This window comes from Campylobacter lari, assembly GCF_900638335.1.
Lineage (GTDB): Bacteria > Campylobacterota > Campylobacteria > Campylobacterales > Campylobacteraceae > Campylobacter_D > Campylobacter_D lari_E.
Window position 1 is genome coordinate 112618 of sequence record NZ_LR134508.1, and the last position, 25797, is coordinate 138414.

26 protein-coding genes, 2 tRNA genes and 1 pseudogene are annotated in these 25797 nt (G+C 29.3%); 11 read left to right on the plus strand and 18 right to left on the minus strand.

The annotated features are described in order from the left end of the window. The first annotated feature begins 1 nt into the window (after position 1). The 5 genes from EL235_RS00655 to EL235_RS00675 are packed head-to-tail and all read left to right on the plus strand — an operon-like array spanning position 2 to position 3807. Entirely contained in the window at positions 2-1102 is a 1101-nt protein-coding gene (locus EL235_RS00655) for an MlaE family lipid ABC transporter permease subunit (RefSeq protein ID WP_373274430.1), read from the plus strand. Then, on the plus strand, positions 1099-1821 hold the full coding sequence (locus EL235_RS00660; RefSeq protein WP_039625115.1) for an ABC transporter ATP-binding protein: 723 nt from the start codon (positions 1099-1101) through the stop codon (positions 1819-1821). The genes EL235_RS00655 and EL235_RS00660 overlap by 4 nt, the downstream gene beginning before the upstream one ends. Next, positions 1821-2648 carry an MlaD family protein gene (locus tag EL235_RS00665; protein WP_039625116.1) on the plus strand — a complete coding sequence of 276 codons (828 nt, stop codon included), beginning with the start codon at positions 1821-1823 and terminating at the stop codon, positions 2646-2648. Before EL235_RS00660 ends, EL235_RS00665 begins: the two co-directional genes overlap by 1 nt. Before the next feature lies 1 nt (position 2649). Continuing rightward, entirely contained in the window at positions 2650-3243 is a 594-nt protein-coding gene (locus EL235_RS00670) for an ABC-type transport auxiliary lipoprotein family protein (RefSeq protein WP_039625117.1), read from the plus strand. A gap of 42 nt (positions 3244-3285) precedes the next feature. Next, positions 3286-3807, plus strand: coding sequence for a flagellar FLiS export co-chaperone (locus tag EL235_RS00675; RefSeq protein ID WP_114639952.1), 522 nt, complete (start codon positions 3286-3288; stop codon positions 3805-3807). A gap of 29 nt (positions 3808-3836) precedes the next feature. On the opposite strand, the gene EL235_RS00680 is transcribed toward EL235_RS00675, so the two are convergent. After that, entirely contained in the window at positions 3837-4376 is a 540-nt protein-coding gene (locus EL235_RS00680; protein WP_039625118.1) for a superoxide dismutase (Cu/Zn), read from the minus strand. A 113-nt stretch (positions 4377-4489) separates the two neighbouring features. Here EL235_RS00680 and EL235_RS00685 point away from each other — a divergent pair, with 113 nt between their 5' ends. Both EL235_RS00685 and EL235_RS00690 read left to right on the plus strand, forming a co-directional pair. Then, positions 4490-5368: a helix-turn-helix domain-containing protein gene (locus EL235_RS00685; protein WP_052243226.1), complete on the plus strand. Its 879-nt coding sequence runs from the start codon at positions 4490-4492 to the stop codon at positions 5366-5368. Positions 5369-5433: 65 nt separating this feature from the next. Then, positions 5434-6270, plus strand: coding sequence for a YncE family protein (locus tag EL235_RS00690; RefSeq protein WP_126340598.1), 837 nt, complete (start codon positions 5434-5436; stop codon positions 6268-6270). A 19-nt stretch (positions 6271-6289) separates the two neighbouring features. Here EL235_RS00690 and EL235_RS00695 read toward each other — a convergent pair whose 3' ends face one another. The 6 genes from EL235_RS00695 to EL235_RS00720 all read right to left on the minus strand — a co-directional run bounded on the left by EL235_RS00695 (position 6290) and on the right by EL235_RS00720 (position 10521). After that, on the minus strand, positions 6290-6556 hold the full coding sequence (locus tag EL235_RS00695) for a TFIIB-type zinc ribbon-containing protein (protein WP_126340599.1): 267 nt from the start codon (positions 6554-6556) through the stop codon (positions 6290-6292). A gap of 50 nt (positions 6557-6606) precedes the next feature. Further along, positions 6607-7296 carry a uracil-DNA glycosylase gene (ung, locus tag EL235_RS00700; RefSeq protein WP_039625121.1) on the minus strand — a complete coding sequence of 230 codons (690 nt, stop codon included), beginning with the start codon at positions 7294-7296 and terminating at the stop codon, positions 6607-6609. Positions 7297-7298: 2 nt separating this feature from the next. Next, positions 7299-8612: a sensor histidine kinase gene (locus tag EL235_RS00705; RefSeq protein WP_052243227.1), complete on the minus strand. Its 1314-nt coding sequence runs from the start codon at positions 8610-8612 to the stop codon at positions 7299-7301. After that, entirely contained in the window at positions 8602-9288 is a 687-nt protein-coding gene (locus EL235_RS00710) for a response regulator transcription factor (RefSeq protein ID WP_039625122.1), read from the minus strand. The genes EL235_RS00705 and EL235_RS00710 overlap by 11 nt, the downstream gene beginning before the upstream one ends. Position 9289: 1 nt before the next feature. Then, the gene (locus EL235_RS00715) at positions 9290-9709 is read right to left on the minus strand and encodes a DUF1104 domain-containing protein (protein WP_039625123.1); all 420 of its coding nucleotides are present in this window, start codon (positions 9707-9709) and stop codon (positions 9290-9292) included. Positions 9710-9771: 62 nt separating this feature from the next. Continuing rightward, complete coding sequence (locus EL235_RS00720) at positions 9772-10521, minus strand: SIMPL domain-containing protein (protein WP_126340600.1); 750 nt, start codon at positions 10519-10521, stop codon at positions 9772-9774. 92 nt (positions 10522-10613) lie between these two features. On the opposite strand from EL235_RS00720, the gene mutY reads away from it, so the two are divergent. Both mutY and EL235_RS00730 read left to right on the plus strand, forming a co-directional pair. Continuing rightward, on the plus strand, positions 10614-11642 hold the full coding sequence (gene mutY, locus EL235_RS00725) for an A/G-specific adenine glycosylase (protein ID WP_126340601.1): 1029 nt from the start codon (positions 10614-10616) through the stop codon (positions 11640-11642). After that, positions 11632-12489, plus strand: coding sequence for an SPASM domain-containing protein (locus EL235_RS00730; RefSeq protein WP_126340602.1), 858 nt, complete (start codon positions 11632-11634; stop codon positions 12487-12489). Before mutY ends, EL235_RS00730 begins: the two co-directional genes overlap by 11 nt. Here EL235_RS00730 and EL235_RS00735 read toward each other — a convergent pair. From EL235_RS00735 to EL235_RS00745, 3 genes are read right to left on the minus strand one after another with little or no spacing between them, the layout of a single operon-like run. Then, positions 12473-13345: a hypothetical protein gene (locus tag EL235_RS00735; RefSeq protein WP_126340603.1), complete on the minus strand. Its 873-nt coding sequence runs from the start codon at positions 13343-13345 to the stop codon at positions 12473-12475. The genes EL235_RS00730 and EL235_RS00735 overlap by 17 nt on opposite strands. Continuing rightward, positions 13339-13959 (minus strand): penicillin-binding protein activator LpoB, encoded by a 621-nt coding sequence (gene lpoB / locus EL235_RS00740; RefSeq protein ID WP_126340604.1) that lies wholly within the window; start codon positions 13957-13959, stop codon positions 13339-13341. Before lpoB ends, EL235_RS00735 begins: the two co-directional genes overlap by 7 nt. Positions 13960-13968: 9 nt before the next feature. Beyond that, positions 13969-15315 carry a COG3014 family protein gene (locus EL235_RS00745; protein WP_126340605.1) on the minus strand — a complete coding sequence of 449 codons (1347 nt, stop codon included), beginning with the start codon at positions 15313-15315 and terminating at the stop codon, positions 13969-13971. A gap of 53 nt (positions 15316-15368) precedes the next feature. On the opposite strand from EL235_RS00745, the gene EL235_RS00750 reads away from it, so the two are divergent. Further along, positions 15369-15456: transfer RNA gene (locus EL235_RS00750), tRNA-Ser, on the plus strand. Here EL235_RS00750 and EL235_RS00755 read toward each other — a convergent pair. Then, entirely contained in the window at positions 15457-16107 is a 651-nt protein-coding gene (locus tag EL235_RS00755) for a putative metalloprotease CJM1_0395 family protein (RefSeq protein WP_114639959.1), read from the minus strand. A gap of 131 nt (positions 16108-16238) precedes the next feature. On the opposite strand from EL235_RS00755, the gene EL235_RS00760 reads away from it, so the two are divergent. Continuing rightward, positions 16239-16315: transfer RNA gene (locus EL235_RS00760), tRNA-Met, on the plus strand. On the opposite strand, the gene EL235_RS00765 is transcribed toward EL235_RS00760, so the two are convergent. The 7 genes and pseudogenes from EL235_RS00765 to EL235_RS00790 all read right to left on the minus strand — a co-directional run bounded on the left by EL235_RS00765 (position 16316) and on the right by EL235_RS00790 (position 25680). Continuing rightward, complete coding sequence (locus tag EL235_RS00765) at positions 16316-16957, minus strand: potassium channel family protein (protein WP_039625137.1); 642 nt, start codon at positions 16955-16957, stop codon at positions 16316-16318. Continuing rightward, positions 16954-18297, minus strand: coding sequence for a TrkH family potassium uptake protein (locus EL235_RS00770; RefSeq protein WP_126340606.1), 1344 nt, complete (start codon positions 18295-18297; stop codon positions 16954-16956). The genes EL235_RS00765 and EL235_RS00770 overlap by 4 nt, the downstream gene beginning before the upstream one ends. Before the next feature lie 94 nt (positions 18298-18391). Then, on the minus strand, positions 18392-19726 hold the full coding sequence (locus EL235_RS00775) for an anaerobic C4-dicarboxylate transporter (RefSeq protein WP_039625140.1): 1335 nt from the start codon (positions 19724-19726) through the stop codon (positions 18392-18394). An 18-nt stretch (positions 19727-19744) separates the two neighbouring features. Next, complete coding sequence (locus EL235_RS00780; RefSeq protein ID WP_039625142.1) at positions 19745-21157, minus strand: aspartate ammonia-lyase; 1413 nt, start codon at positions 21155-21157, stop codon at positions 19745-19747. A 390-nt stretch (positions 21158-21547) separates the two neighbouring features. Further along, positions 21548-22915: a methyl-accepting chemotaxis protein gene (locus tag EL235_RS08040; protein WP_503487510.1), complete on the minus strand. Its 1368-nt coding sequence runs from the start codon at positions 22913-22915 to the stop codon at positions 21548-21550. A 27-nt stretch (positions 22916-22942) separates the two neighbouring features. Further along, a pseudogene (locus EL235_RS08045) lies at positions 22943-23530 on the minus strand (PDC sensor domain-containing protein); the annotation flags it as partial. Between the two features lie 152 nt (positions 23531-23682). Continuing rightward, the gene (locus EL235_RS00790; RefSeq protein ID WP_126341184.1) at positions 23683-25680 is read right to left on the minus strand and encodes a methyl-accepting chemotaxis protein; all 1998 of its coding nucleotides are present in this window, start codon (positions 25678-25680) and stop codon (positions 23683-23685) included. Positions 25681-25797: the final 117 nt, after the last annotated feature.

The window sequence follows — 25797 nt, forward strand, 5'->3', positions numbered from 1 at the left end:
AATAATCAAAGATGTTAAAAATCAAGAATGCATTTTTAGCGTCTTTGGTATATGGGATAAAACTAGCGTAGGAAAATTAGAAAAATTAGATTTTCCTACTCAAAAAAATATTATTTTTGATTTTGCAAATTTAGATTTTATAGACACTGCTGGGATTAGGTATTTTCTAGCTTTAGAAAATGAACTTAAGCAAAAAGGTTTTGAGTTTAGTAGGATAAATCTTAAAAGTGAGCATACTAAGCTTTTTGAACTTTGTCAAAAACATTACAAAAGTTTTTATGATTCTTATGAAAATAAAAAAACAATCAAAGATTTTTTTGAAAATTTAGGAAAAAAGGTTGTTGAATCTTTTACGCTTTTGGTGCAGTTTTTAAATTTCATAGGGCTTATCATTTATACTTGTTTTAAAACATTTTTAAATCTTAAAAAACTTCGCTTTAAGGCATTTTTATATCATGTAGAAAATAGTGCTATTAATGCTTTGCCTATTATTATGCTAACCTCATTGCTTGTGGGTGTGGTACTTGCTTATCAAGCTGCGTATCAACTTGCACAATTTGGAGCTAATATTTATATAGTAGATTTGATGGGAATTTCTGCTACTAGAGAGCTTGCACCATTAATTAGTGCTATTGTTATAGCTGGTAGGAGTGCAAGTTCTTATACAGCTCAAATTGGAGTAATGAAACTTACTGATGAAATTGATGCGATGAAAACTATGGGTTTTAAAGAAAGTGAGTTTATCATTTTACCTAGAGTTTTAGCCTTAGCTCTTGCCATGCCTTTAGTGGTAATAGTGGCTGATATTTTAAGTGTTATAGGTGGAATTGTAGTTGCTTGGTTTAGTTTAGAAATTAGTGCGAGTGAGTTTATGAGTCGATTTAAAGAGGCAGTAGAGTTAAAGCACATCATCATAGGGCTTATAAAGGCACCTATTTTTGGATTTTTGATTGCTTCTATTGCTTGTTTTAGAGGGTTTTTTGTGCAAAAAACTACCGAAAGCATAGGTGTTTATACGACAAAAAGTGTGGTAAATGCTATTTTTTGGGTGATAGCTTTTGATGCAATTTTTTCTGTATTTTTGACAAAGGCTGGATTTTGATTATAAAGGCAAAAAACATTAGCACTTATTTTGGAAGTAAATGTGTGCATGAAGATATTAGCTTTGAAGTGCAAGATAATGAAATTTTTGGTATTTTAGGCGGTAGCGGTAGTGGCAAATCTGTGCTTTTAAGACAAATGTTAATGCTTGAGCATTTTGATAATGGCGAGTATGAAATTTTAGGCAAGAAATTAAAAAATATAAACGATGAAGATGCTTTGTTTTTGCAAAAACAATGGGGTGTTGTTTTTCAATATGGAGCATTGTTTAGCTTTTTTAATATACTTGAAAACATTAGCATACCTTTGGTTGAATACACAAAGCTTAATAAAAATGATATTAAAGAAATAGCTATGATGAAGCTTAAGATGGTAGGGCTTGATGAGAGTGTGGCAAAACTCTATCCAAGTGAATTAAGCGGAGGTATGAAAAAAAGAGTTGCTATAGCTAGAGCTTTGGCACTTGATTCGAAATTGCTTTTTTTGGATGAGCCAACTTCAGGGCTTGACCCTTATAGTTCGAGAGAATTTGATGAGTTGCTTTTAAGTTTAAAACAAAGCTTTAAATTATGTGTAGTTTTAATTACTCATGATAAAGAAAGTATGAAAAATGTGTTAAATCGCTTTTTGATTATAGAGAATAAAAAAGTTGGTTTTTTGGGAAATGTTGAGGCTTTGCAAGAGCAAAATCCAAGACTTTATGAGAGGTTTATGCAATAATGGAAAACAAAGCAAATTATATTTTGATTGGAATTTTTGTTTGTGTGTTATTTTTTATTAGCTTGTTTTTTATAGTGTGGTATGGGAATTTAAAAGATGAGAAATCTTTTAAATATTATGAAATTTATATAGAAGAATCTGTAGCAGGTCTTAGTGTAAAAGCACCAGTTAAATTTTTAGGGGTTGATGTTGGCAGTGTTGAAAATATCAGTATAGATAGCTCAAGTAAGCAACTAAGAGTAAAAATTTTAGTCAAACTTGATTCTAATTTGGCGGTTAAAACAGACACTTATGCAAGCTTACAAATTCAAGGTATAACAGGGTTTAAATTCATTCAGCTTGCAGGAGGTAGTGAGGAAGCTAGTGTTTTAAAAGCAGATGGTGGTATGTATCCTATCATAAAATCAAAGGAAAGTTTTTTTACGAGTATAGATAAGCAAGCAAATAATCTTTTAGAGCTTATTAATGTTTCAAAAGTAAAACTAGAAAGTCTTTTAAGTGATAAAAATTTAAAAAATATAGAGTATATTTTACAAAATACATCCGAGTTTTCTGCGTATTTAAATACTAAGGCGCCAGCATTTTTGGAAAATTTAAATCAGACAAGTTCTAAACTTGGTAAAAGTGTGGATGAATTTTCAAATTTTTTAAATAACGCTAATGGCCAACTTAATGAGCTTAATAAAAGCAGAATGCTTTTAAATGAAAATTTAGATATTTTAAGAGTTTTATTTTTAGATTTTACGCAATTATTAAAAAATTTAAAACAAAATCCTTCAGATGTAATTTATAAAGATAAAGCCATTCAATATGCTCCAGGAGAATAAAATGAAATTTTTATATATTAGTTTAGTAGCTATTTTTTTTAGTGCTTGTTCTTTGATTAGTCCAAGTCAAACTTTGCCTGCAAATAAATATTTTAGTATTAATTTAGAAAAGCTAGAGCAAAGTCAAAATAAAAAGAAAAATGCAACTATTATAGTTTCTTTGCCTAAAGGCTTAGCTTATACTAATGAAATTTTTTATAAAAAAGATCATGTTGTTAGTGCTTATGCTTATCACTTTTGGAAAGAAAATCCTGCTTTGATGATAAAATCTTTTTTGGAATTTCATTTACAAGATTTAGGAGCATTTAAAGCAGTTTTAAATCAAGATAGTCTTGCTAGTGCTGATTATGTTTTAGAAAGTAAAGTAGATATATTAGAGCAAGATTTTAGCGATGAAGTACATTCTAAAATAAAATTAGGCATTAATTTAAATTTGGTGCAAATAAACACTAAAAAACTTATAGCAAGTAAGTATTTTTACTATGAAAAAAAATTAAGTGATAATAATCCTCAAATTTTAATCCAAAGCTACGATGAGGTTTTTTTGCTTTTTGCTAAAGATTTTAGGGTTTGGATAGATCAAAATTTGGAATAAAAAATGCTTTTCTTGTTATAGCAATAACAAGGAAGGTGTATTATGAGAGATGAATTAGAAATCTTACAAAAACATTTAGGACAAGTAGGTTCAAGTATAGATGGTGCAAATTTAAAACATCAAACACAAAAATTTGGTGAAGATATTACCGATGCAAATGATTTTGTCGGTGCTTTGCAAATTTTAGATTCTTCGTTGAAAAAAATTTCAAAACTTTTAGAAGATAAAAACTATGAAGATGTGCAAGATAAAGTATTAATTGCAAGTGAAAGCTTGAAAATAATAGATAATTGCTCATTTTTAGGCAATGCTTTGTTTGATAATAATTATAATGTAAATGTAGGTTCAAAGGCTTTTGCTTTTGAAATTTGCAACCCTTTAAAAATTTTAGAAACTAGTGATTATGAGGGTATGAAAGCTTATATAATAGATAAAAGAGAAGAAATAGCTTCTATGCTTAGTGAGCTTGCGGTGGCTATTGCTACTTATAGTCCGAGTCAAAGTTTTGGCGGATCAAGCCACGATTTTACAAATGATTTTGATTTTACTAAGCTTTTTAGATAATACTAAAGGCTTTTTGGCCTTTAGTATGATTACTGAATAACTCCACAAGCCATTCTAGCACCACCGCCACCAAGCGCAGCCGGGTGATCACTATGGTTATCTCCTCCAAAATGTATCATTAAAGAATGATTTTTAAGTTCATCAAGAGTTTTGATTTTTGGTGCTAATACAGGATTAGTTGCTTTGCCATCTTTTTCTACATAAAGTGGCGGTAAATCACCTCTGTGGCCTTTATCATCCCATGGACTTGAATGTGCATCGGTTTTTTCAGGATCCCAGTGTCCACCCGCTTTCATACCTAAACCTTTATCAGTTGCTCCACAATCAGCGTTTGCATGAACATGAAAACCATGAATTCCACTTTCTAAACCTTGAAGATTTGGGTAAAATGCTACTCCATAAGGAGTTTGTACCGCTACTACTTCACCTGCATTTTTGTTGGTATTTTTATCAAGAATTTCCATTTTGATAATTAAATGATCTTTTTGTGCTTTTGGATCAAAATTTTCTAAATTTGCTCCAATTAAAAAACTTGATGCTAATAAAGAACCTAGTATAATTTTTTTCATTCTCTCTCCTTTTGTTAAAAATTATTTTATTGTAGCATATATTATTAATAAAAAATTGTCTTTTGTTATTTTTTATAAAATACAATAATCAAAAAACTTATAAAAAGGTAAAAATGTTAGTTTTTCCAAAAGACTTTAATAAAATTAGTTCAAATGTTTTAAAAAATTCTTTATTCTCTTTGTGTTTTTATCAAAAAAATTCCTTAAATGATAAAAAACAAGAAGTTGTATTTAAAGATTATACTTTGGTTTTTATATTAGATGGTTCTAAAAGTGTTTATACTATGGATAATCATTTTAAAGCAAACAAGGATGAAATTATTTTTTTTACAAAAAATTCTTTTTCTATTAGAGATTATTTAAATAGTGAAAATACTTATAAGTCTATTATTTTATGTTTCAAAGAGAGTATTTTAATAGAACTTGTTTTTAAATATCAAGATCTAATTTCCAAATTAAACTCTTTAGAGTATTCTAAAAGTTTGTTTAGCTTAAAATCAGATTTGGTAACTAAAAGTATTTTTGAATCTTTTTTACCTTGTATGAATACTTCTAAAAATAACGAGTATTTGTTAAGATTAAAATTTGAAGAATTATTTTTATCTTTATTATATAGTGAAGATAATGCAGAATTTCTAGCTTTTTTAAAAGCCATTATAAGCGGTTTTAAATTAGAACTTTATCAGATGTTTGCATATTGTCAAAATGATTTTGAAAATGTAGCTTCTATGGCTCAATTTAGTAAAATGGATATAGCAAGTTTTAGCCGTAATTTCAAGCAAAGTTTTGGGATAAGTCCCAAAGAATGGCTTGACAATAAACGTTTTGAGAAGGCTAAATTTTTATTAGAATTTTCAACTAAAAATATTACTCAAATTTGCTATGAGCTTGGATTTAATTCCCCTGCTTGGTTTATAGCAAGATATAAAAAAAGATATGGTATTACTCCAAAACAAGAGCAAAAATCAAAAAACTTATATTTTTTATCTTAAAAGTGATAGATTTTATTTTTAAATTATATTAAAATTTGTAAATAAAAATTAAGAAAGGTAACAATATGAAAAAAAGTATTTTAGCTTTAGCTTTATTTGCGTTTTGTGGTGCAAATGCTTTAGAGGTGCAAGAATTTAAAGGTTTTGCACATCCTGAAAGTGTGTATGTAGACAAAAGTGTGGTTTATGTGTCTAACGTAGGAAAAGAGTTGGCTCCATTAAATAAAGATAACGATGGTTTTATCTCAAAATTGGATAAAAATGGAAAAATCATAGAATTAGAATTTATCAAAAATCTTAATGCTCCAAAAGGTATGTCTAAAATAGGTGATATTTTGTATGTTGTAGATATTGATGTCTTATATGGTTTTGATGTAAAAAGCAAAAAAGAAATTTTTAAACTTCCTATAAAAAATGCAGTATTTTTAAATGATATAGCGGTTTTAGATAATAATACATTACTAGTGAGTGATACTGGTACAGGATATATCCACAAAGTGTTTTTAAAAGACAAAAAATATGAAAACTTTATCCATTTAGATTCAAAATATGGTGGGCCAAATGGATTATTGATAAATAAAAATACTTTATTGGTAGCAGGCTATGATCCAAGTGATAAAATAGGTGGAAAAATTATCAGTATTGATTTAAATACAAAGAAAATTCAAGAATTAAACCAGAAAATAGAGCAGTTTGATGGTATAGTATTTGATCAAAATAAAAATCTTTTAGTATCAAGCTGGGGTAAAAATCTTCAAGGGTATATTTATACTTTAAAAGATAATAAAGAGGTAAAACTAGATCTAAATCCTATAAAAGGTCCTGCGGATATGTTTTTTGATGGTGAGTATTTATGGGTGCCAAAAATGGCAGAGAATGCCTTAATCAAAATAAAATTATAAAACTTTTAAGCCTTTTGGCTTAAAAGTCAAATAATTCTCCAAGCCAACTCTCTTTCTTTTTGTACTTATAACCATTGTTATGATGATAGTTTGCTTGTTGGTTGTAATTTTGGTGACTATAGCTTTGTTGAGTATTTTGGGGGTTTTGAGTAGCATTTCTTTCTATAATCTTATCAAGTTCGCCACGATCAAGCCAAACCCCACGACATTTTGGACAATAATCAATTTCAACACCATTTCTTTCACTCATCATTAAAGCTGTATTTTCACAAACTGGGCAATTCATTTCTTTCCTTTTATTTAAAAATTCTATAAAGTATATAGTTTTAAAGTAAATTACGAGTTTAAATTCCAATCAATAGATGTTTTGCCAAGTTTTAGCAAAATTTTATTACTTTTTGAAAAATGCTTGCAGCCCAAAAAAGCATTTCTAGCTAAAGGAGAAGGGTGTGCTGCCTCTAAAATGTAATGTTTTTGAGTGTCGATCAATTTTTTTTTATTTTTAGCATAAGCTCCCCAAAGTAAAAATATTAAACCTTCTTTTTCTTGACTTAGTTTTGTAATAACCGCATCTGTGAAATTTTGCCATCCAAAATTTGCATGAGATGCAGGTTTATTAGCTTCTACGCTCAAAATAGAATTTAAGAGTAAAATTCCTTGTCTAGCCCATTTACTAAGATCTCCATGTTTTGCTATAGGGATATTTAAATCATCTTGTATTTCTTTGTAGATATTAAGTAAAGATGGGGGGATTTTAGTTCCTATTGGTACGCTAAAGCTTAGCCCCATAGCTTGATTTGGATTGTGATAGGGATCTTGACCCAAAATTATAATTTTTAAATCTTTTAAAGGAGTGAGATTGAAAGCATTAAATATTAGATTTGCTGGTGGATATATAGTTTTACCTTCATGTAGAGTTTTAATATATTTGACTTTTATGTCTAAAAAATACGATTTTAAAAATTCATCTTTTAAAAATTCTTTCCAATCTTCATTCATTTTTATTTTTTCTAAATTAATTTCCATTTTTATCCTTGCCAAGAAAGTATAAATTCGCTCCCTTTGTTTTTCTCGCTCAATATTTTGATGTTGATATTGTTTTTGTCTGCTATTTGTTTGACTAAATTTAAACCTATACCAAAACCACCATGATCTTGATTAAATCGCTTGTAGCGAGTAAAAATTTGCGCCATTTCTTTTTGGCTCATGCCTTGCCCCTCGTCTTTAACGATTAGTGCATTTTTGTTTAGTGAAATATATATTTTTTTAAAAGAATTGGTGTATTTTATGGCATTACTTAAAAGATTATCAAATAAAATTTGTATTTCTTCTTTATTTGCATAAAAAAATTGTTCTGAAAGATTTGTTTCTAGAATAAGATTTTTTTGCGTGGTTAAAATTTCAAAATATTCTATTCTTTGTTCGATTAACTCTTTTAAATTGATGTTTTCTTTTATATTATCTTTTTGGATAAAAAAATTTAAAGCTATAAGATTTTGATAGATGTGGTTTAAATTTTTGCTAGCTAATTTAATGTGGTTTAGTTTTTTTATATTGTTTTGATTTAAATTTGTATCATCAAATTTTTTCACACTCGCTAAAATTACACTTAATGGTGTATTGATTTCATGAGTGGTATCTTTGATAAAATCATTTAAAGCATTAAATTGTTCTTTTATATTTTTAAATACAAGCAATATTAACATATAAGCAATAATTGCAAGCAATGTAATACAAATAAGTGTATAAAAAATAGTTTTTAATTTTAATTTCCATAATTCTTTAGAGAAGTCGTTGATGTTGATATTGTTATAATTGTCTTTACTATATTGTTCTTTTTGAAAACCAAGATCGTTTGTTTCTATTATGATGTGAATATTTTTATGTCTTAAAAATTTAAAATAATGTCTAGGTTTTTTTATATTGTCACTATCTATGTAGGCGTCAAGATTTCGAACTCTTAAAAAATCTATAAATAATTTTTGATTTTTAGTGTAAATAAAATCATTTTTTTTAAGTTGGTTTAAAATTCCAAAAGCATTAAAAGAAAGGTTGCTAAATATAACCTGATTATCAATAATAATGGCAAATGAAGTATTAAGTTTATTAGAAATATCAGTAAAATTAATTTTTTCTAGTGGAATTTGGTTGTGTCTTGATTCTATGATATTTTGTAGAATATAATTATGGTGAGTATATATATGCGTGAGTTGATTTAGACGAATATAACTTGCTTCTTTTTGATAAAAAGTAATGAAAAATATAGTAAGAAAAAATCCGCTAGTAATAATATAAAGTGCTAGAATTTTAAAGATAGTATTATTGAAATTTTCACTTTTCATTTTCTAGCCTAATAGCATAACCTATATTTCTTTGATTGATGATAATATCTTTTCCTAAAATTTTTCTTAGATTTTTTATATAAACTCTAAGACTCATGATGGTTGGTTCCTCATCAAAAGTCCAAATTTCATTAAAAATTTTTTCAATACTTACAAAATGTGGACGCTTTTTTAAAAGTAAGGTCAAAAGTTCTTTTTCTTTGTTTGTTAAATTGATAATTTCTTTATTTTGATAAAGAGTTTTATTGATAGGGTCAAAAGAAATGTTTTTTGAAGAATTTAGTGAAATTAAATCCTCTTTTTGATGATTAAAATTTCTTTTGATAATGTTTTTTATGCGAATAACTAGCTCGTCTATATCAAATGGCTTTTTAATATAATCATCACAGCCTGCTAAAAATCCTTGTTTTACATTATCAAGCATTGAAAGAGAGGTTAAAAATATGGCTGGAGTATTTTTAGAGCTTTCTCTAAGCTCTTTTAAAATTTCAAATCCATTGCCATTTGGAACTTTTACATCAAAAATCCAAAGATCATAATTTTTTTCATATGCTTTTTCTAGGGCTTCTTGTGCATCATATACACAAGAAACTTTAAAACCCTCATCTTCTAAAACATCGGCAATGATTTCATTTAAGCTTAAATCATCTTCTAAGAGCAAAATTTTAGCAGACATCTTATCTCATTGGGCAATCATATGGCTGTGTTTGGAAATGATAATTTCTGTGATGCATGCCTTTAGAATAACCCCTATGATGCAGATTAAGTTCCCTTATTTCTTTACCATTCATCTTGTCGGTTATATCTTGCATGTTTTGTTGCACAATAGCTCTTCTTTGAATTCTTTCTTCTGGACTTAGTTTAGAAATATTTTGTCTTAAATTATTTCTAAATTGGTAGTGATATTCTTGTGCATCATTATATTTCATTTCATTCATTCTTTTTCGCATTTCTATCATTAAACCTGCTTGATCTTGTGCTGTAACACTTTTTGCAAGATTTAAGATTTCATCATTGCTTTTTTTTGAAAAATCAGCACTTAAAGCTAGAGTAGCGACTAAAGAACTCACAATAAATAAACTTACAGTTTTTTTCATTTTTTCTCCTTTAAATAAATGATAAGGAATTATAAAACCTCAAAATAAAGTCAAAATGAAATTTATTGACATTCGAAAACTGCAACAGCGCTGAGAGTTTGTTTTTCATTTTTAATAATAGGTAAAACTATACTATCAGCAGTTTTGGCTAAGCTTGAGTTAAAATTTCTTATGTTATTTCCATCAAAATAAATATTTTTTATTTTACAAGATTTTGCTAAAGTTTTAGAATAATACTGAGTCTTTTCAAATACTTTTGTTAATGCAAGATCGTATAATTTTTCTTTATTTGCTTCTAAAATTGTTTCATCAAAACTAGCTTGTAAGGCTTTGGTGTTAAAAGAAATAAAGGTGTTAGTAGCGCTAATATTTTCTATGTCTTTAACAAGTTGTTCGTATTCTTTATTTTTGTCTTGTGGAATTTGACAGATAAAATCAGAATTTAATTTATATCCACTAAATGTCTTTTGTCCTTGATAGTAGTTATAACTTGGTTCTAGTGTGTAACTACCACCTTTGCAAAAATTTTCTTTTGTTATACGCTCTGAAAGTCCTTTGAAAGTTTTAGCTATGTGATTTTTTTCTTCTTGTGAGATTGTGGTTTTATTGCCAAGTTCCTCACTAGCACTAAAATTTAGCACAGTATTGTAGATATTTGGTGTAATTTCGCTAGATACTTCTATATTTCTTGAAAATTCTAATCCTTGTTTTTGGTTTTTTAAACCTAGAAATTCGGTATTAAAAATAACACCTAAGATAAATAACAGCAAACATAACAATCCTAAACCTAATCCTTTAAAAAAACTTTTCATTAAGCACTTCCTTTATAAAATATTTTTTTAATTTTAGCACAAAGCTTTTAAGAATTGATTGTATAATTTTTTATAAAAACAAAGAAAGTTTTATGGAAAAAATTCATCAAAGTATTTTAAATTGGTACCATCAAAATGGTAGGAAGAATTTACCTTGGCGTATTTTGCATGATAAATATAAAAAATATGCCAATAAAAATGATTTAGAAAAGTTGCAAAATATTGATATTGCTTATGCAGTTTATGTTAGTGAGATTATGTTGCAACAAACTCAGGTTAAGAGTGTTTTGCAAAATTATTATTTTCAATTTCTAGTTAAATTCCCTTCTTTAAAAATTCTGGCAAAAGCAAGTGAAGATGAGGTTTTAAAAGCTTGGCAAGGGCTTGGGTATTATACTAGAGCTAGAAATTTACACAAAAGTGCAAAAATTTGTGTGCAAAAATTTAATGCAAAATTACCATTTGATATCAAAGAGCTTCAAAAACTTCCTGGCATTGGAGAATATACAGCTGGAGCTATAGCATGTTTTGGTTTTTTACAATCTGTGGCTTTTGTTGATGCAAATATTAAAAGGGTTTTGAGTAGGTTTTATAGCTTGCAAAATCCTAGTATGAAACTTTTAACACAAAAGGCAGAAGAATTTTTAAACCATGATAGTGCATTTGATCATAATCAAGCTTTACTAGATATAGGGGCTTTGGTTTGCTTACCTAAAAATGCAAAATGTGAAGTTTGCCCTTTAGCAAGCTTTTGTAGTGGAAAAAATGAATATGAAAAATTCAACCCAACTAAAAAAAATCAATACGAAAATACCATTTTAAATATACTTATAGTACAAAAAAATGAGCAATTTTTGCTTGTTAAAAGTGAAGAAAAATTGTATTTTAATATGTATAATTTTTTAGAATATAAAAACCAAAAAAATGCAAAATTTATAGGAGAATTTAAACATTCTTACACTAAATACAAAATCAATGCCAAGGTGTATTTTTTAAAAGATGATAATTTTGAAGATATCAAAACGAAAGCTTTTGCTTATGAAGATTTGGAGCATATTGCAATTTCAAAACTTGCTGTAAAGGCATATGATATTTTTAAAAAGAGTATTTATGCGATTTAAAAAAATTTATATAGAATTAAGTGATATTTGTGGTTTAAAATGCGACTTTTGTCCTACTCAAAAAGCACAAAGAAGGCAAATGAATCTTGTGAATTTTGAAAAAATTTGTAAAAGCGTGCATAATCACGCTAAGCTTTTTACATTTCATGTGCTTGGAGATCCTTTAAAAATTATAAATTTGAAAGATTATTTAGATATTGCTTTAAAATATAATATGCCAATTGAGCTTACAACAAGTGGATTTTATTTTGATGATGAGAAAATAAATATTATTTTAAATTTTAAAAACATACGACAAATTAATATTTCACTAGGTGCTTTTTTAGCCCAAAGTAAGATAAATTTGAACGAGTATTTTGATCCTATTCTAAAGTTAATTTTTTTACATATGCAAAGAGAAAAAGAATCTTTTATCAATCTAAGACTTTGGAATTTAGATAAAAATTTCAACCCACCTTTGGAAAATGAAAAAATCTATGATTTTTTAGAGCAAATTTTTAAAGTAAAAATCCAAAAGCAAAAAGCTAAAAATCGCTTAGAAAGGCATATTATTTTACATCAAGCTAGACTTTTTAAATGGCCTTCTTTAGAAGATGAGGTTATTAGAGAGAAAGGATATTGTTATGCTTTAAATGGACAAATTGCTATTTTAAGTGATGGAACTTTAGTGCCTTGTTGTTTAGATGTTAAAGCGGATATAAAACTTGGAAATTGTTTTGAGAAAGATTTTAGTGAGCTTTTAAATTCCTCTTTATATATAGAATTAAGAAAATGTTTTAAACAAGGAATTTTAAAAGCTGAACTTTGTAAAAGGTGCGAGTTTTTAGAGGCTAAAAACCTAAATTAACTCCACCTTCATTATTGATTTGGTAATTTGCATCTAAACCTTGCTCTATTTCTTCTTCTTGATCATCTTTAGAATGTTTAAAAATATCTTCGGTAATTTTTGTAGCAATACCTCTAAGGGCTTTTTGTCTACTTGAGTTGCTTGTAGAACTCATTTTAAACTCTAAGGTATTAGAGGCTTTGATTTGAGTTGTAGCAAATTCTATCAAACGATAATCAATGTTAATATTATAAGTTTGAGTGCTAATTTCATTTTGTATTTGTTCTATTTTAGGATTTAAAATGAGTAAAAAATCAGCCCCTAAAACATTATAAAGTTTAATAAGTTCATCATCGCTTGCATTTTTAATAAGCAAGGATTTTTCTTGACTATAAAGATTAAGATTGACTCTGTCTAAAATTCTAAATTTTTTACTTTGAAGCAATACACTTAAAAGTTCTTGTTCAAATTTAGCTGAAAGTTCATCTTTAACTTTGTTGATGATGATTAAAGAGCTTTTATCTTCAAGATTTTTTTCACTATAAATTTTTTTGTAAATTACAACTTTTGCATGAAATTCATTTTGATTTGTTTGAGTTAAAGATTTAATATCGTAACTATTAAAAACTCCATTGCTGACTAAATCAATTTCTTCATCATAGCCTATATTGAAGTTTCCATTAAAATTAAACTCAAATTTTTTAAGCTTGACTTGTTTTAAGCCTTCCATTTTTCCCAGAGCTTCATTAATGGCGTTTTTTATTGCTTCATTCCTTGTGTTTCCAAAACCCTCGCCATAGCTTTCTTTATTTAAAGCACTTTGTGCTTGACAAAGACAAATAAGAGTGAAAAAAAGTATTAGTAGTTTTTTTACCATGTTACGCTTTTACCTTCACCTGTTTTATTAATAGTTTTTTCATCTTCCCAAAAAGCTAAGCCACTATTTAAATCAGTGAGAATTAAATGAAAAAAATACTCAGTTTGAATTTTACCATTGTATAGTTTTACTGTATCTTGTCTGATTTTACCAGAAAGTGAGAAATTTGGGGCTAAAAGTGTGCCTTTTTTAGCTATGGAGTTTTGATTAAATTCTTCATTGTCTCTTAAATCTCTTACATCATGAGATAAGCTATCTTTTGCTCCACCTGCTGCCACAGCAGTTGTTAGTATAAATTTACCAGATTTTCTTAATGCTATGGTAATTTTTGAAGTGAGTTTGTCTGTGTCTATTCTTTGTGGGGTGTCATTGATGATTTTTCCTATAGCAATAACTTTTCTATTAGAGCTATTTAAATTTACAAAAGCAGGATCACTAAGCAAACTTTGTATCATATCTTCGGCAGTTTTTTCAAAATCTTCTCTATCAAGTCCCAAAGTAAGTGCATCGCCTTGAACTTTTTGAGAAGCTTTACCGTCGGTATATTTTGGTTGTGAAGAGCAAGCACTGAAAACTAAAAGTACAAAAATCATAAAAAATAAACTTTTTTTCATTTTATCTCCTTATTGTTCTTTAATTTTATAAATAATATTTGAATTTGGCACAAAAGATCTTATAAGTACAATATAATTTTTATCTTTTTCCAACTCATCTTCAAAGATTGTTTTTTCTTTGTTGTCATAAATTTTAACCAGACCTTCATTTTTTAACATTAAAATACTAGCACTTTTTGGTAAAGCTTGCCACATTCTAAGATCTGCTTTGTTGATTAATATAGTGCTAACAGTGCTAATAAATGATAAAAAACCACTTGAATCATTATTAGCTATGGCTAAATTAATTGAAGTTTTAAGTGCGCTTGAGGCTAGGGTTTTCATCACCATAGAAGGTAAAAGAGTTTTAAACTCGCTTGCTATAATATCATCAAAATAAATTAAATTTTGAGTTTTTTCATCTTGACTTTGCAAGAATTTATAAGAAGCATTTCTTGACTTTAAATAAGCAAAAGCTACGCTAATATTTGCAAGATTATCATTAAAAACAAATGGCAAAGTAAGATTAAATTCTTCTTTTGTAGTGCTAAAACCATCTTCATATATAATAAAAATATATTTTTGCTTAGGGAAGGATGTTTTTAAATGAGTGAATTTTTCAAATACTTGAAATTGTTTTTGAAGTTGTTTGTTTTTCACATCGCTTAAGGCTACTTCTTTTAAAAGATCATAGGCTTTAATATAATCTTTATCGAAAAAGAAAAATAAAGCACTAAGATAAGTAGCATAGATATTAGTATAGTTTTTATTTGCGTTAAATGCACTAAGAAGATTATCATATTGTTTATAGATAGGGTTTAAATTTTGTTGAAAACTTGTATATATTTTTTTATCTTTTTGAAGTTCTTTTTGGTATTCTTCTTGAGCTTTTTGTATATAATCGTAAAAATATTCTTTCATTCTATCTTGTCTGTATAAAGCTCGGTTAAATTCCACTCTTGCGTTTTTAAAATCACCTAAACTCATATAATTTAAACCTTTGTAAGTATTTAGCATAATCCTTTCATAAAAATAACCTTGATAGTCATTGATGGCATCATTAAGTAAAATTTCACTAAAATTTTTAGTGGCTTTTTGAAACTCATTTTGCAAATCTACATCGTATTTATAAGCCTCTTCTGCTTTATCAAAAAATGCATTGCTTTTTTTATAATCTTTACAAACTCTTGCTAAAGAGGCTAAATTTAACCCTGTGTATATGGTGTCTTTGTCTGCATTTTTTAAAGCTAGGGTGCTTTCATCGCATTGTTTGTTTATAAAGGCTTTTTCGTAAGATAAATTAACATTGGCATGATTTGAACAAGCGCTTAAAAAAAGTAAAACAAAAAGATAAAAACAAGAGTAAAAAAGCTTCATAAATTCCCTTTTTTAGTGTAAATTTAAAAAAATAAGTTATAATTTTCGTTTTTAGAGAGGTGTCCGAGCGGTCGAAGGAGCACGCCTGGAACGCGTGTGTGGGGCAACTCACCGAGGGTTCGAATCCCTTCCTCTCTGCCACTATGCACTTTTGTTATATTGACTTCCTATGTAATCTTGTGATGTATTTTGTGTGTATGATTTTATAGCTTTGGAATTTGGATTTTCTTTTTCTTCATTCTCGTTTTCACTTTTTTCATTTTGTGCTTTTAGCTCTTCTGCTTTTATTTTAGCTTGTTCCATGCGTGCGTCATTTTGCATTTGCATGGCATTAGCCGCTACTTTGTAATCTTGCGGACTAGGATCAGCTGGTGCCATAGCTGCAGCAATTACTTGCATAGCATTTGCTATAGTTTCTTCAGGGGTGTTGCCTTTTTGCATTCTTATAGGAACCTCCCCTTCAACCGCATACATTTTATTATCAGGACCTCTTGTATAGCCAAAACTTGCAGCACCTGCTAAAGCTCCACCTGCTGCTTGATGGGCTGCCTCGTGAGCTCTTACTTCTCTATCGATTTTTTCAAGTTCTCGTACTTGTTTTACTTCCTCATTGCTTAGGTCTTTACCATTGACTTTTTGAGTTTTTTCATCTTTTTCTTGATTGTTATTGTTTTCTTTTGTTTGTAGTGTATTTTCGTTTTCGGAAATGTTTTCTTCGGTTTGATTTTTTTCTTTGTTTTGATAAGGATTTTGTATGTAAAAGGCATTGCTATAACTTGAGTTAATTTGCATTAAAATCCTTTTTTAATATAGTTTTATATTTGTAGCACAAAAAAGTTGAAAAATATATAAAAAATTACAAAATAAGCATTTTATGAAATGTTAAGCAAAATAAAGTATAATTTTAACTTCTTTTAATTTATGTCAGGGTAGCTCAGCTGGCTAGAGCGCTGGTCTCATAAGCCGGAGGTCGGGAGTTCAAGTCTCCCCCTTGACACCATCAGTATTCATATCGGTTTAACTCTTCTTGAGTGCCAAGTAGCATTAATATATCATTTAAGTAAGCAGTGTTATCTAAATTCGGCATAATACTCCAAACATCATTTTGTTTATGTGCAATGACTTTTAAATTTTGTCTAATGGATTGCAAAGTTTTTCCTGCTAAATTTTCATCTATTAAAAGTTTTGCCACTTTAATAGTGTTAGCTGAAAGATCAATGATTTCAAAATTTGGATTAGTAATAAGAATTTTAGCTAAACGCTTTGCAGATTCTTTTTCGGGATAGATAACCTTATTAACCCCAAGTTTTGAAAGAATTTGTCCATGTGTAGAAGAATTTGCTTTAGCGATAATATTTTTTACCCCTATTTCTTTTAAAGCCATAAAAGTAAGAATACTTGATTCTAAATTTTCACCTATACTGAGTATTACAACATCAGCATTTGCATAGCCTGCTTCTTTTAAGGCTATAGTGTGAGTAGAATCTAAAATATAGGCAAAATCTGCATGATCTTGTAATTCCTTAACAGCTTCTTCATCAATATCTGAAACAATAACCCTCTTGCCTTGATCAATAAGTTCTTTTGCTAAAACAGAGCCAAACCTTCCAAGTCCTATAATACCATAAGTTTCTTTTTTCATAATATGATTTTTCCTTTTGGATAATTTAAATATTTTTCTTTTTCCTTAAAAAATATACTAAATAAAAATGCAAGCACACCCACTCTACCACTAAGCATAAGCAAAATAATGATTAACTTACTTTCAGGGTTAAAAAGTGCGCTAAGTGATAAAGTTCCACCATCTCCTACTGAAACTCCTACGGTGGCAAATGCTGAACTTGTTTCAAAAAGCAAAGGCAAAAAGCTTTTATTGTCTTCAATTAAAGATAAAAGTAATACACAAGTGATAATATATACAATAGAACTTACCGCTATAATGAAAGCTTTATTAATGGTTTCTGTGGGAATTTCAAAGTTGAAAATTCTTGCATTGCTATCTTTGATACTCCAATAAGCATAGATTAACAATACAGCAATAGTGGTTACCTTAATACCACCAGCTGTTCCACCTGGTGCGCCACCTATAATCATAAACAAAGATCCAAAAAACAAACTTGCATCTTTAAAGGCGCTAAGATCAAGAGTGTTAAATCCTGCAGTTCTGTAATTTACAGCTGCAAAATAAGCACTCATTATTTTATCAAAAAGTGAAAATTCTCCTATGCTTTTTGGATTATGGTATTCAAATAAAAAAACCACTAAGCTTGCAAAAACAATCAATATAATAGTAGAAGTTAAAACAAGTTTTGTATGTAAGCTTAAGCTTGCAAAACGCTTTTTAGAAAAAAAGTATAATTCTAATAATACAAAATACCCCAAACCCCCAATGATAATCAAAGAGGTGATAATAAAATTAATCCAAAAATCATCCCTATAAGGCATTAAACCACTTTCAAATATACTAAATCCTGCATTATTAAAAGCAGAAATAGAATGAAAAATACTAGCCCATAGAGCCTCGCTTAAATTCATATCAAGCTTAAACCTTAGAAATAATAATACCGCACCTATAAGTTCAATAGCAAATACAAAAAATAAAACCTTTTTTAAAAATCCTACAAGCCCATCAGCGCCAGGATAAATCAAGGATTCTCTTAAAAGATTTTTTTCTCCAAAACTCATTTTTTTACGAACTAAAATATATAAAGCCATAGCTATACTCATATAGCCTAAACCGCCTATTTGAATAAGCAATAAGATAACAAGTTGTCCATAGAAGCTAAAATCTAATGAGGTGTTTAATACTATAAGTCCTGTCATACTTACAGCTGAAGCGCTAGTGAAAAATGCGTCTAAAAAAGATATGGGCTTAGTATGCATAATGGGAAGCATAAGGATAAAAGTGCCAAAAAGCGCTACTAGAATATAACCTATAAATAATATTCTTATATTTTTTCTATCTAAGGATAATTTTGTCATATTAATTCTTTGAAATTAAAAAATATTCTACTTAAAATTGGTTAATATAGACAAAGAATAAAGCTTTCCACTTTTATAGTGGAAAGTTAGGCTATTAAAGCATTCCTACTGCTAAGAAACCTAGAGCAACAGCTATAGCTATAGCTAAAACACCAGGTATAAAGAATGCGTGGTTGAATATGAATTTTCCAATTCTTGTTGTACCTGTATCATCCATTTGAACCGCACCTAATAAAGTAGGATAAGTTGGAAGAACGAAAAGTGCTGAAACGGCAGCAAAACAAGCAACTAACATATAAGAATCGGCTGGATTTGTAGCTGAAATTCCTAATGCAGCAATGATAACTGGAACGATAGCTTTTGCAGTGGCTGCTTGAGAATATAAAAGCATACTAGCAAAGAAGAAGGCAACTGCAAGCATAGCTGGAGTTTGTTTAACCCATTCGCCTGCTACTTCTTTAATACCAGCTTCGTGACCTGCAACGAAAGTATTTCCAAGCCAAGCAACACCAAATACACATACACAAGCTGTCATACCTGATTTAAATACACTTGTATCTAAAATTTTTGCAGGTTCAACTTTACATAAGAATGTAATTAAAGTCGCAGCAGTTAATAAGAAACTCATAATCGCAGCATCTCTTGGGATAACTACTGGATCAATCCATTTGATATTATTAGAAATTGCTGTAGCATAAAGAACAACTGCTAATACTGTGAATAAGAAAATAGCAACTGAAAGTTTTGCACCTGGTTTATCTTCACTTTGTAAAACATCAGAAGCACTTTTTACAAGACCAGCTTTTAAGCGTTCTTGATATACAGGGTCTTTACTAAGATCCATAGGAGTGATTAAGCTTACAATGAAAGCTGTGATCATACAAGCAGCAAAAGTAGTTACAATCCAAATGCCAATTAATGCAGGATAGTTCCAACCAAGTGGTTCTAATACACCAGTCATATAAACAACAGCGGCACTAACTGGAGAAGCTGTAATACCAATTTGTGAAGCAACAACCATTAATGAAAGTGGAACTGATGGTTTGATGTTTTGTGATTTTGCAACATCAATAACAACAGGCATTAGTGAAAATACTGCATTACCAGTACCTGCTAAAATAGTAAGTAACCAACCGCAAGCTGGTGCAAGGTAGTTGATAAATCTTGGATGTTTACGTAAAACTCTTTCAGTAACTTTTACCATATAATCCAAACCACCTGCTTGTTGCATTGCTGAAATTGCAGCGATAGCCGCAGCGATGATTAAGATAACATCCCAAGGAATATTACCTGGCTTCATACCTAAAACAAGACCTAAAATAACAACACCCAAACCTCCGGCATAGCCTATTGCTATGCCACCAAGGCGGATACCTATGAATATTGCCCCAAGGAAGACAACAAGTTGTAAAATAATCATAATATCCATGATTAAACTCCTAAGTTATTAAGCTTTTCTTTTTTCTGTCATATGAGGATTTAACATATTTTCTGGTGTTAAAATCTCATCAATTTTTTCTTTTGGTAAGTAACCTCTTTCAAGACAAATATCACCCACTGCTTTACCAGTTTCTAAAGCTTCTTTAGCAATACTTGCAGATTTTTCATAACCTAAAACAGGGTTGAATGCAGTTACTATACCGATTGAATTTAGTACTAATTTTTTGCAATTTTCAGGATTTGCCTTTAATCCTTTAACGGCTTTTTCAGCTAAAGTTTTCATAGCATTTTCTAGCAATACTATAGAGTTGAACAATCCATAAGCAATGCCCGGTTCAAATGCGTTAAGTTCAAATTCTCCTCTTTCAGAGCAAAGCATGATGGTAACATCATTGCCTATAACTTCATAGCAAGCCTCACCTACAGCTTCGCAAATTACAGGATTTACTTTACCTGGCATAATAGAACTACCTGGTTGCATAGCAGGTAAGCTGATTTCAGCCAAACCACATCTTGGACCTGAATTCATTAATCTTAGGTCGTTTGCAATTTTAGAAAGTCTAACTGCTGCGGTTTTTAAAGCACCACTTACATGAACGAAATCAGCTGTGTCTTGAGTAGCTGCAATAAAATCTTCAGCCGGTTTAAATTCAACACCAGTAATTTCTTTTAATTTTTTCTCAACCACAAATTTATAATCAGGGTGACAGTTAATTCCTGTACCAATAGCTGTTGCACCAAGATTCAAATAAGTCATAGAATCACGAGCTGCTGTAATTTTTTCAATATCACTTTTAATATAGCTAGCAAAAGCATTGAAGGTATTTCCTAAAGTTGTAGGAACTGCATCTTCAAGTTCTGTTCTACCCATTTTAATAATATCTTTATATTCCTTAGCTTTAACTTCTAATTCAGCTTTTAAATTTTCCATAGCTTTTAAAAGATCGCTAAGTTTTGCATAAGTTGCTACTTTGATTGAGCTTGGGTAAGTGTCGTTTGTAGATTGGCCTAAATTTGTGTGGTCGTTTGGATGAAGGTATTGATATTCGCCTTTTTTATGTCCCATGCTTTCAAGAGCAATGTTAGTGATAACTTCATTAGTATTCATATTTGTACTAGTACCAGCACCACCTTGGATCATATCTACTACAAATTGATCTAAAAATTCACCAGCGATTAATCTATCACAAGCTTTAGCAATAGCATCAGCTTTATCTGCATCAAGAACTCCAACTTCTTTGTTAGCAAGAGCAGCTGCCTTTTTAACTTGAGCAAAAGCTTTTACAAAATAAGGGTAATCTTGTAATTTTCTACCACTCATATGAAAATTTTCTAGTGCTCTAAAAGTTTGAACTCCATAATAAACTTCATCAGAAATCTCTAATTCACCAATAAAGTCGTGTTCTTTTCTTGTTCCCATGATGTACTCCTTGTGGGTTTTATTTAAGTTTTGTTTATAAACTTAACAACATTATATAACAATTTTTTATAAAAGTTTCATAAATTTTGCTAATTTTAATAAAAATGTATAAAATTATGTTAGATATTGATATTCATTTTCTTAATATTAATTATTGAATACATATTTTTATATTTTATGGTATTTATTATAGTAATTTTTATTTACTTAATTATGTAGAAAATAGTTTTTTGTAATATAAATTATATTGGTTAGAGTTTATGGGAAATTATTTTCAAAATTAAATAGAATTCTATACAAAATTTTTAAAAATAGCAAGCTTTAGTTTAATGATTAATCATTAAAACCTCACATCAGACAAAGTTAAACCCATTAAGGGTTCAACTTCTCTTAAAACTTCTTCTTCCTAGCATCTTCTAAGATATCATTAGCTATTTTATTTACATTATCAGATATAGTAGCACTATCTTTTGCTATTTTTAAGTTCTCTTGGGTTACATGATCAATTTGAGCTACAGCATCATTAATTTGAGTAATACCTGTAGTTTGTTCTTTAATACTCTCACCCATTTCATTAATAGATTGAACCAAGATATTAGTATTTGCTTCAATCTCACCTAAAGACTTTTGAGTTCTTTCTGCTAGATTTCTAACTTCATCAGCAACAACAGCAAAACCTCTACCATGTTCACCTGCACGCGCAGCTTCAATAGCAGCATTTAATGCAAGTAGATTAATTTGATCAGCAATATCTCCTATAATAGAAGTAACATTTTTAATCTCTTCACTTTGAGCAATTACTTCACTAGTTTTATGAGATACATTTTGCATAGAAGAAGTAATCTCTTCTAATGCTGCTGCTGTTTCTTCTAAAGAAGAAGCTTGGCTAGATGATGAATCTGTTAAGTCTTTAACAGCGCTTTGTAATTTTCCACTCTCATCTGCTAATAAGGAAGCAAATTCAGATGATTGTCTTAGCATAGCTACTATTTCTTGACCTAATACATTAGTTGTTACTTCAACTCCACCTTTAGCGTTTTTAACTTCAGTAGTAAAGTCTAATGCTTTATAGCTATCAAATACACGATTAATTTCATTCATATTAGAACCTACTTTTTGTTCTAAAACACTAAGCATTTCATTGAGATAATTTTTAAGTTCAAGGAGTTGAGGATTAGCAGGAATTGCTGTTATTCTTGCTGTTAGATTACCACTTTCAACTTCTCTTACTGTCTCAACTGATTGTTCTACCGCTTTAGCATCTTGTTCTAATGCATTTTTAGTTTTAGTGATGTTTTCATTGATGGCTTTAGCCATAGCACCAAACTCATCATTAGTTTTAACATTAATCATAGCTGAGTCTTTTGTTTTATGATTGATAAAATCAAAGAAAGAGTTAAGACCAGTTTGAATGGCTTGAAGTGGGGAGAGATAGTGTGATACTAGGAAATATAACAAAATAACACTAATGATGCTTGTAAAGATAACAATAATTGCTTGAATATAAGCAATTTTTTCGCTAGATTGATCGATAGTGTCAATATAGGTCATATTACATATAGTATAACCATTTACTCTATCGCACATTGCAAGTCTTTCACTACCTTCTTTACTAGTATAGTAGAATGGTTCCCCATCTTTTGTCTTACTAAAAGCTTCTGCTACTATGCTAACATTTGGATCATTTGCAATATAGTTTTTACTAGTTGATGCAAAAGCAAAATTATTTTTATCAAATACAAACGATGCTCCTGGCATTTGTTTTAATCCATCTTCTAGATCTTTAACTAATACATCAATAGCTAGTACTCCGATAAATTTTCCATCTTTACTTAAAGACATAGCATAAGTAAAACATGGAAGGTTGGTTGTCGTATCTATATAGGCAGGAGTTACAAAAATTCCTTTGGCTTTTGCTTCTTGATACCATTCTCTTGTTCGTGCATCAAAATTTTGTTTTTTCCCGAAAATTATAATATCTTGATTTAGTTTATCCGATTCTGCGTTTGTTAAAATAACTTCACCATCAGGTTGTGCTAGATAAACAGTCAAAAAACCACCAGCATCTCTAAATGCTCTCAGCTGTGAAGAAACATTCTGAATTAAAGATTCTTGAGTGTTAAGTTCTGAATAAGGATGTCTTAAAATTGTCTCGGAAAGTTTTTTTAGAGTTGTTGTTGTATTTTCTCTAAATTCTTCCATCAAGCTTTTAGTAGAAACCAGTCGGTTTTGCTCTGATTTTACAATTTCATCAAAAAGGGCTTGTTTAACAAAAATAAATGTTGTAACCCCTAAAATAATCAAGCAAAATATAGCAATTGTATTTGCTATTAGTGAAACTTTTAATTTTATACTTTTCATTGATAAATTCATCTCCTTTGATAATTTAAACGCGTATTATTAAATAATAAGATAAATATTGTTTTAATTAATTTTTATGGAAATGAAAACAAATATTAACATAAAGTAAAAATATTAGAGGGAGATATAGATAAATCCAAACCATGTTGGCTTGGATTTATCTCTTAAAACTTCTTCTTCCTAGCATCTTCTAAGATATCATTAGCTATTTTATTTACATTATCAGATATAGTAGCACTATCTTTTGCTATTTTTAAGTTCTCTTGGGTTACATGATCAATTTGAGCTACAGCATCATTAATTTGAGTAATACCTGTAGTTTGTTCTTTAATACTCTCACCCATTTCATTAATAGATTGAACCAAGATATTAGTATTTGCTTCAATCTCACCTAAAGACTTTTGAGTTCTTTCTGCTAGATTTCTAACTTCATCAGCAACAACAGCAAAACCTCTACCATGTTCACCTGCACGCGCAGCTTCAATAGCAGCATTTAATGCAAGTAGATTAATTTGATCAGCAATATCTCCTATAATAGAAGTAACATTTTTAATCTCTTCACTTTGAGCAATTACTTCACTAGTTTTATGAGATACATTTTGCATAGAAGAAGTAATCTCTTCTAATGCTGCTGCTGTTTCTTCTAAAGAAGAAGCTTGGCTAGATGATGAATCTGTTAAGTCTTTAACAGCGCTTTGTAATTTTCCACTCTCATCTGCTAATAAGGAAGCAAATTCAGATGATTGTCTTAGCATAGCTACTATTTCTTGACCTAATACATTAGTTGTTACTTCAACTCCACCTTTAGCGTTTTTAACTTCAGTAGTAAAGTCTAATGCTTTATAGCTATCAAATACACGATTAATTTCATTCATATTAGAACCTACTTTTTGTTCTAAAACACTAAGCATATCGTTTAATACATTTTTTAATTCTATCAATTGAGGATTAGCAGGAATTGCTGTTATTCTTGCTGTTAAATTACCATTTTCTATTTCTTTAGCTGTATCAACTGATTGTTCTACTGCTTTAGCATCTTGTTCTAATGCGTTTTTAGTTTTAGTGATGTTTTCATTGATGGCTTTAGCCATGGTATTTAATTCATCGTTATTTTTGATGTCTTTGCTTAGAATAGTATCTTTGACTTCGTGATTAAGAAATTTGAAAAAGTACAATAAATTGTTTTGTAAATTTACTATTCTTGAGCTTACAGCTTTGTTGATATAAAAAAATACTATTAATGCGATAGCAAAAATAACAAAAAGAGATACCATGGCTATGGTTGCTGCTAGTTTTGTTATAGGCATTTGTATTGATTCTACTGGAGCCATGGTAACTATGGACCAATAATCATTAGCACCATCCCAAAGATTAAAATTTGCAATAGCTGCTCTGTTGTTATTTCCTGTAGATGCAGGGGTAAAATCAAATAGAGTGTTTATTTGGTTTTTTTGTAATTCAATTAATGTTTTAGCGCTTGCATGTGGATTAATTTCGGTAATGTTTTTACCTATAAAATCAGTAGCAGGGCTAACTGCTATAAGACCATTAGCGCCAAGTAATAATCTCTGATCGTTTTTAAAAACACTTCTTTCTGGGTTTGTAAGCTCTTCTTGTAGGGTATTTAATCCACCCAAGGCACCTATCACTCCAAGTAACTTTCCATTTCTTGTAATTGGAATAGCAATATTGTATGCTAGTATTTCTTCATTGTTAATGACAAAATTTTGAGGTCTACCAACCCCTTCTTCTTGTTTTTCCAAAGCCGCTTTAACGCTTCTTTGATTTAAAATTCTGTCATCTGCTTGAATAAGTTTTATCCCTCCTTTGTTTTTAAGATCCGTGTCATTAATTAACATTAAAAATTGTCCTGAATCAGTTAAAAGTGTAGGGTCGATATTGTTGAATTTTGATATATCTATAATGTGAATATAAATATAATTAATCCAAGAATTTGAATCCACAGCCCCTTCGAGAATATCCTGAATTCTATTTTGCTCTAATGATGTTTGTGTATCTAAAATTTGATCAATTGAGCTTTCTGTGCTTAAAAGTGTAGAATGAACACTTTCTGTTGCGCCTCGGATAATATTTGAGTATCTAAAAGCACTAGTTTGAAGTAGTTTGTCTGCCTCTGTATGTAAAATATTTGAAGATTGCATAGTAATTATACTTGCTAAAATTCCAATACCTAAAACAATAATTGTAATTACGACTGTAACAATTTTAGTTCCTATTTTTAAGTTTGAAAACAAAATAAACTCCTTTTATAAATTAAA

Excerpts from the sequence above, each read along its gene's own strand:
- EL235_RS00710 (WP_039625122.1), bottom strand. The coding sequence starts at position 9,288 with ATGTCTGCTAAAATTTTGCTCTTAGAAGATGATTTAAGCTTAAATGAA.
- EL235_RS00685 (WP_052243226.1), top strand. The coding sequence starts at position 4,490 with ATGTTAGTTTTTCCAAAAGACTTTAATAAAATTAGTTCAAATGTTTTA.
- EL235_RS00720 (WP_126340600.1), bottom strand. The coding sequence starts at position 10,521 with ATGAAAAGTTTTTTTAAAGGATTAGGTTTAGGATTGTTATGTTTGCTG.
- EL235_RS00715 (WP_039625123.1), bottom strand. The coding sequence starts at position 9,709 with ATGAAAAAAACTGTAAGTTTATTTATTGTGAGTTCTTTAGTCGCTACT.
- EL235_RS00670 (WP_039625117.1), top strand. The coding sequence starts at position 2,650 with ATGAAATTTTTATATATTAGTTTAGTAGCTATTTTTTTTAGTGCTTGT.
- mutY (WP_126340601.1), top strand. The coding sequence starts at position 10,614 with ATGGAAAAAATTCATCAAAGTATTTTAAATTGGTACCATCAAAATGGT.
- EL235_RS00735 (WP_126340603.1), bottom strand. The coding sequence starts at position 13,345 with ATGGTAAAAAAACTACTAATACTTTTTTTCACTCTTATTTGTCTTTGT.
- ung (WP_039625121.1), bottom strand. The coding sequence starts at position 7,296 with ATGGAAATTAATTTAGAAAAAATAAAAATGAATGAAGATTGGAAAGAA.
- lpoB (WP_126340604.1), bottom strand. The coding sequence starts at position 13,959 with ATGAAAAAAAGTTTATTTTTTATGATTTTTGTACTTTTAGTTTTCAGT.
- EL235_RS00745 (WP_126340605.1), bottom strand. The coding sequence starts at position 15,315 with ATGAAGCTTTTTTACTCTTGTTTTTATCTTTTTGTTTTACTTTTTTTA.
- EL235_RS00665 (WP_039625116.1), top strand. The coding sequence starts at position 1,821 with ATGGAAAACAAAGCAAATTATATTTTGATTGGAATTTTTGTTTGTGTG.
- EL235_RS00695 (WP_126340599.1), bottom strand. The coding sequence starts at position 6,556 with ATGAATTGCCCAGTTTGTGAAAATACAGCTTTAATGATGAGTGAAAGA.
- EL235_RS00755 (WP_114639959.1), bottom strand. The coding sequence starts at position 16,107 with ATGCAAATTAACTCAAGTTATAGCAATGCCTTTTACATACAAAATCCT.
- EL235_RS00690 (WP_126340598.1), top strand. The coding sequence starts at position 5,434 with ATGAAAAAAAGTATTTTAGCTTTAGCTTTATTTGCGTTTTGTGGTGCA.
- EL235_RS00675 (WP_114639952.1), top strand. The coding sequence starts at position 3,286 with ATGAGAGATGAATTAGAAATCTTACAAAAACATTTAGGACAAGTAGGT.
- EL235_RS00780 (WP_039625142.1), bottom strand. The coding sequence starts at position 21,157 with ATGGGAACAAGAAAAGAACACGACTTTATTGGTGAATTAGAGATTTCT.
- EL235_RS00770 (WP_126340606.1), bottom strand. The coding sequence starts at position 18,297 with ATGACAAAATTATCCTTAGATAGAAAAAATATAAGAATATTATTTATA.
- EL235_RS00730 (WP_126340602.1), top strand. The coding sequence starts at position 11,632 with ATGCGATTTAAAAAAATTTATATAGAATTAAGTGATATTTGTGGTTTA.
- EL235_RS00765 (WP_039625137.1), bottom strand. The coding sequence starts at position 16,957 with ATGAAAAAAGAAACTTATGGTATTATAGGACTTGGAAGGTTTGGCTCT.
- EL235_RS00790 (WP_126341184.1), bottom strand. The coding sequence starts at position 25,680 with ATGCAATCTTCAAATATTTTACATACAGAGGCAGACAAACTACTTCAA.
- EL235_RS08040 (WP_503487510.1), bottom strand. The coding sequence starts at position 22,915 with ATGCCAGGAGCATCGTTTGTATTTGATAAAAATAATTTTGCTTTTGCA.
- EL235_RS00775 (WP_039625140.1), bottom strand. The coding sequence starts at position 19,726 with ATGGATATTATGATTATTTTACAACTTGTTGTCTTCCTTGGGGCAATA.
- EL235_RS00705 (WP_052243227.1), bottom strand. The coding sequence starts at position 8,612 with ATGAAAAGTGAAAATTTCAATAATACTATCTTTAAAATTCTAGCACTT.
- EL235_RS00680 (WP_039625118.1), bottom strand. The coding sequence starts at position 4,376 with ATGAAAAAAATTATACTAGGTTCTTTATTAGCATCAAGTTTTTTAATT.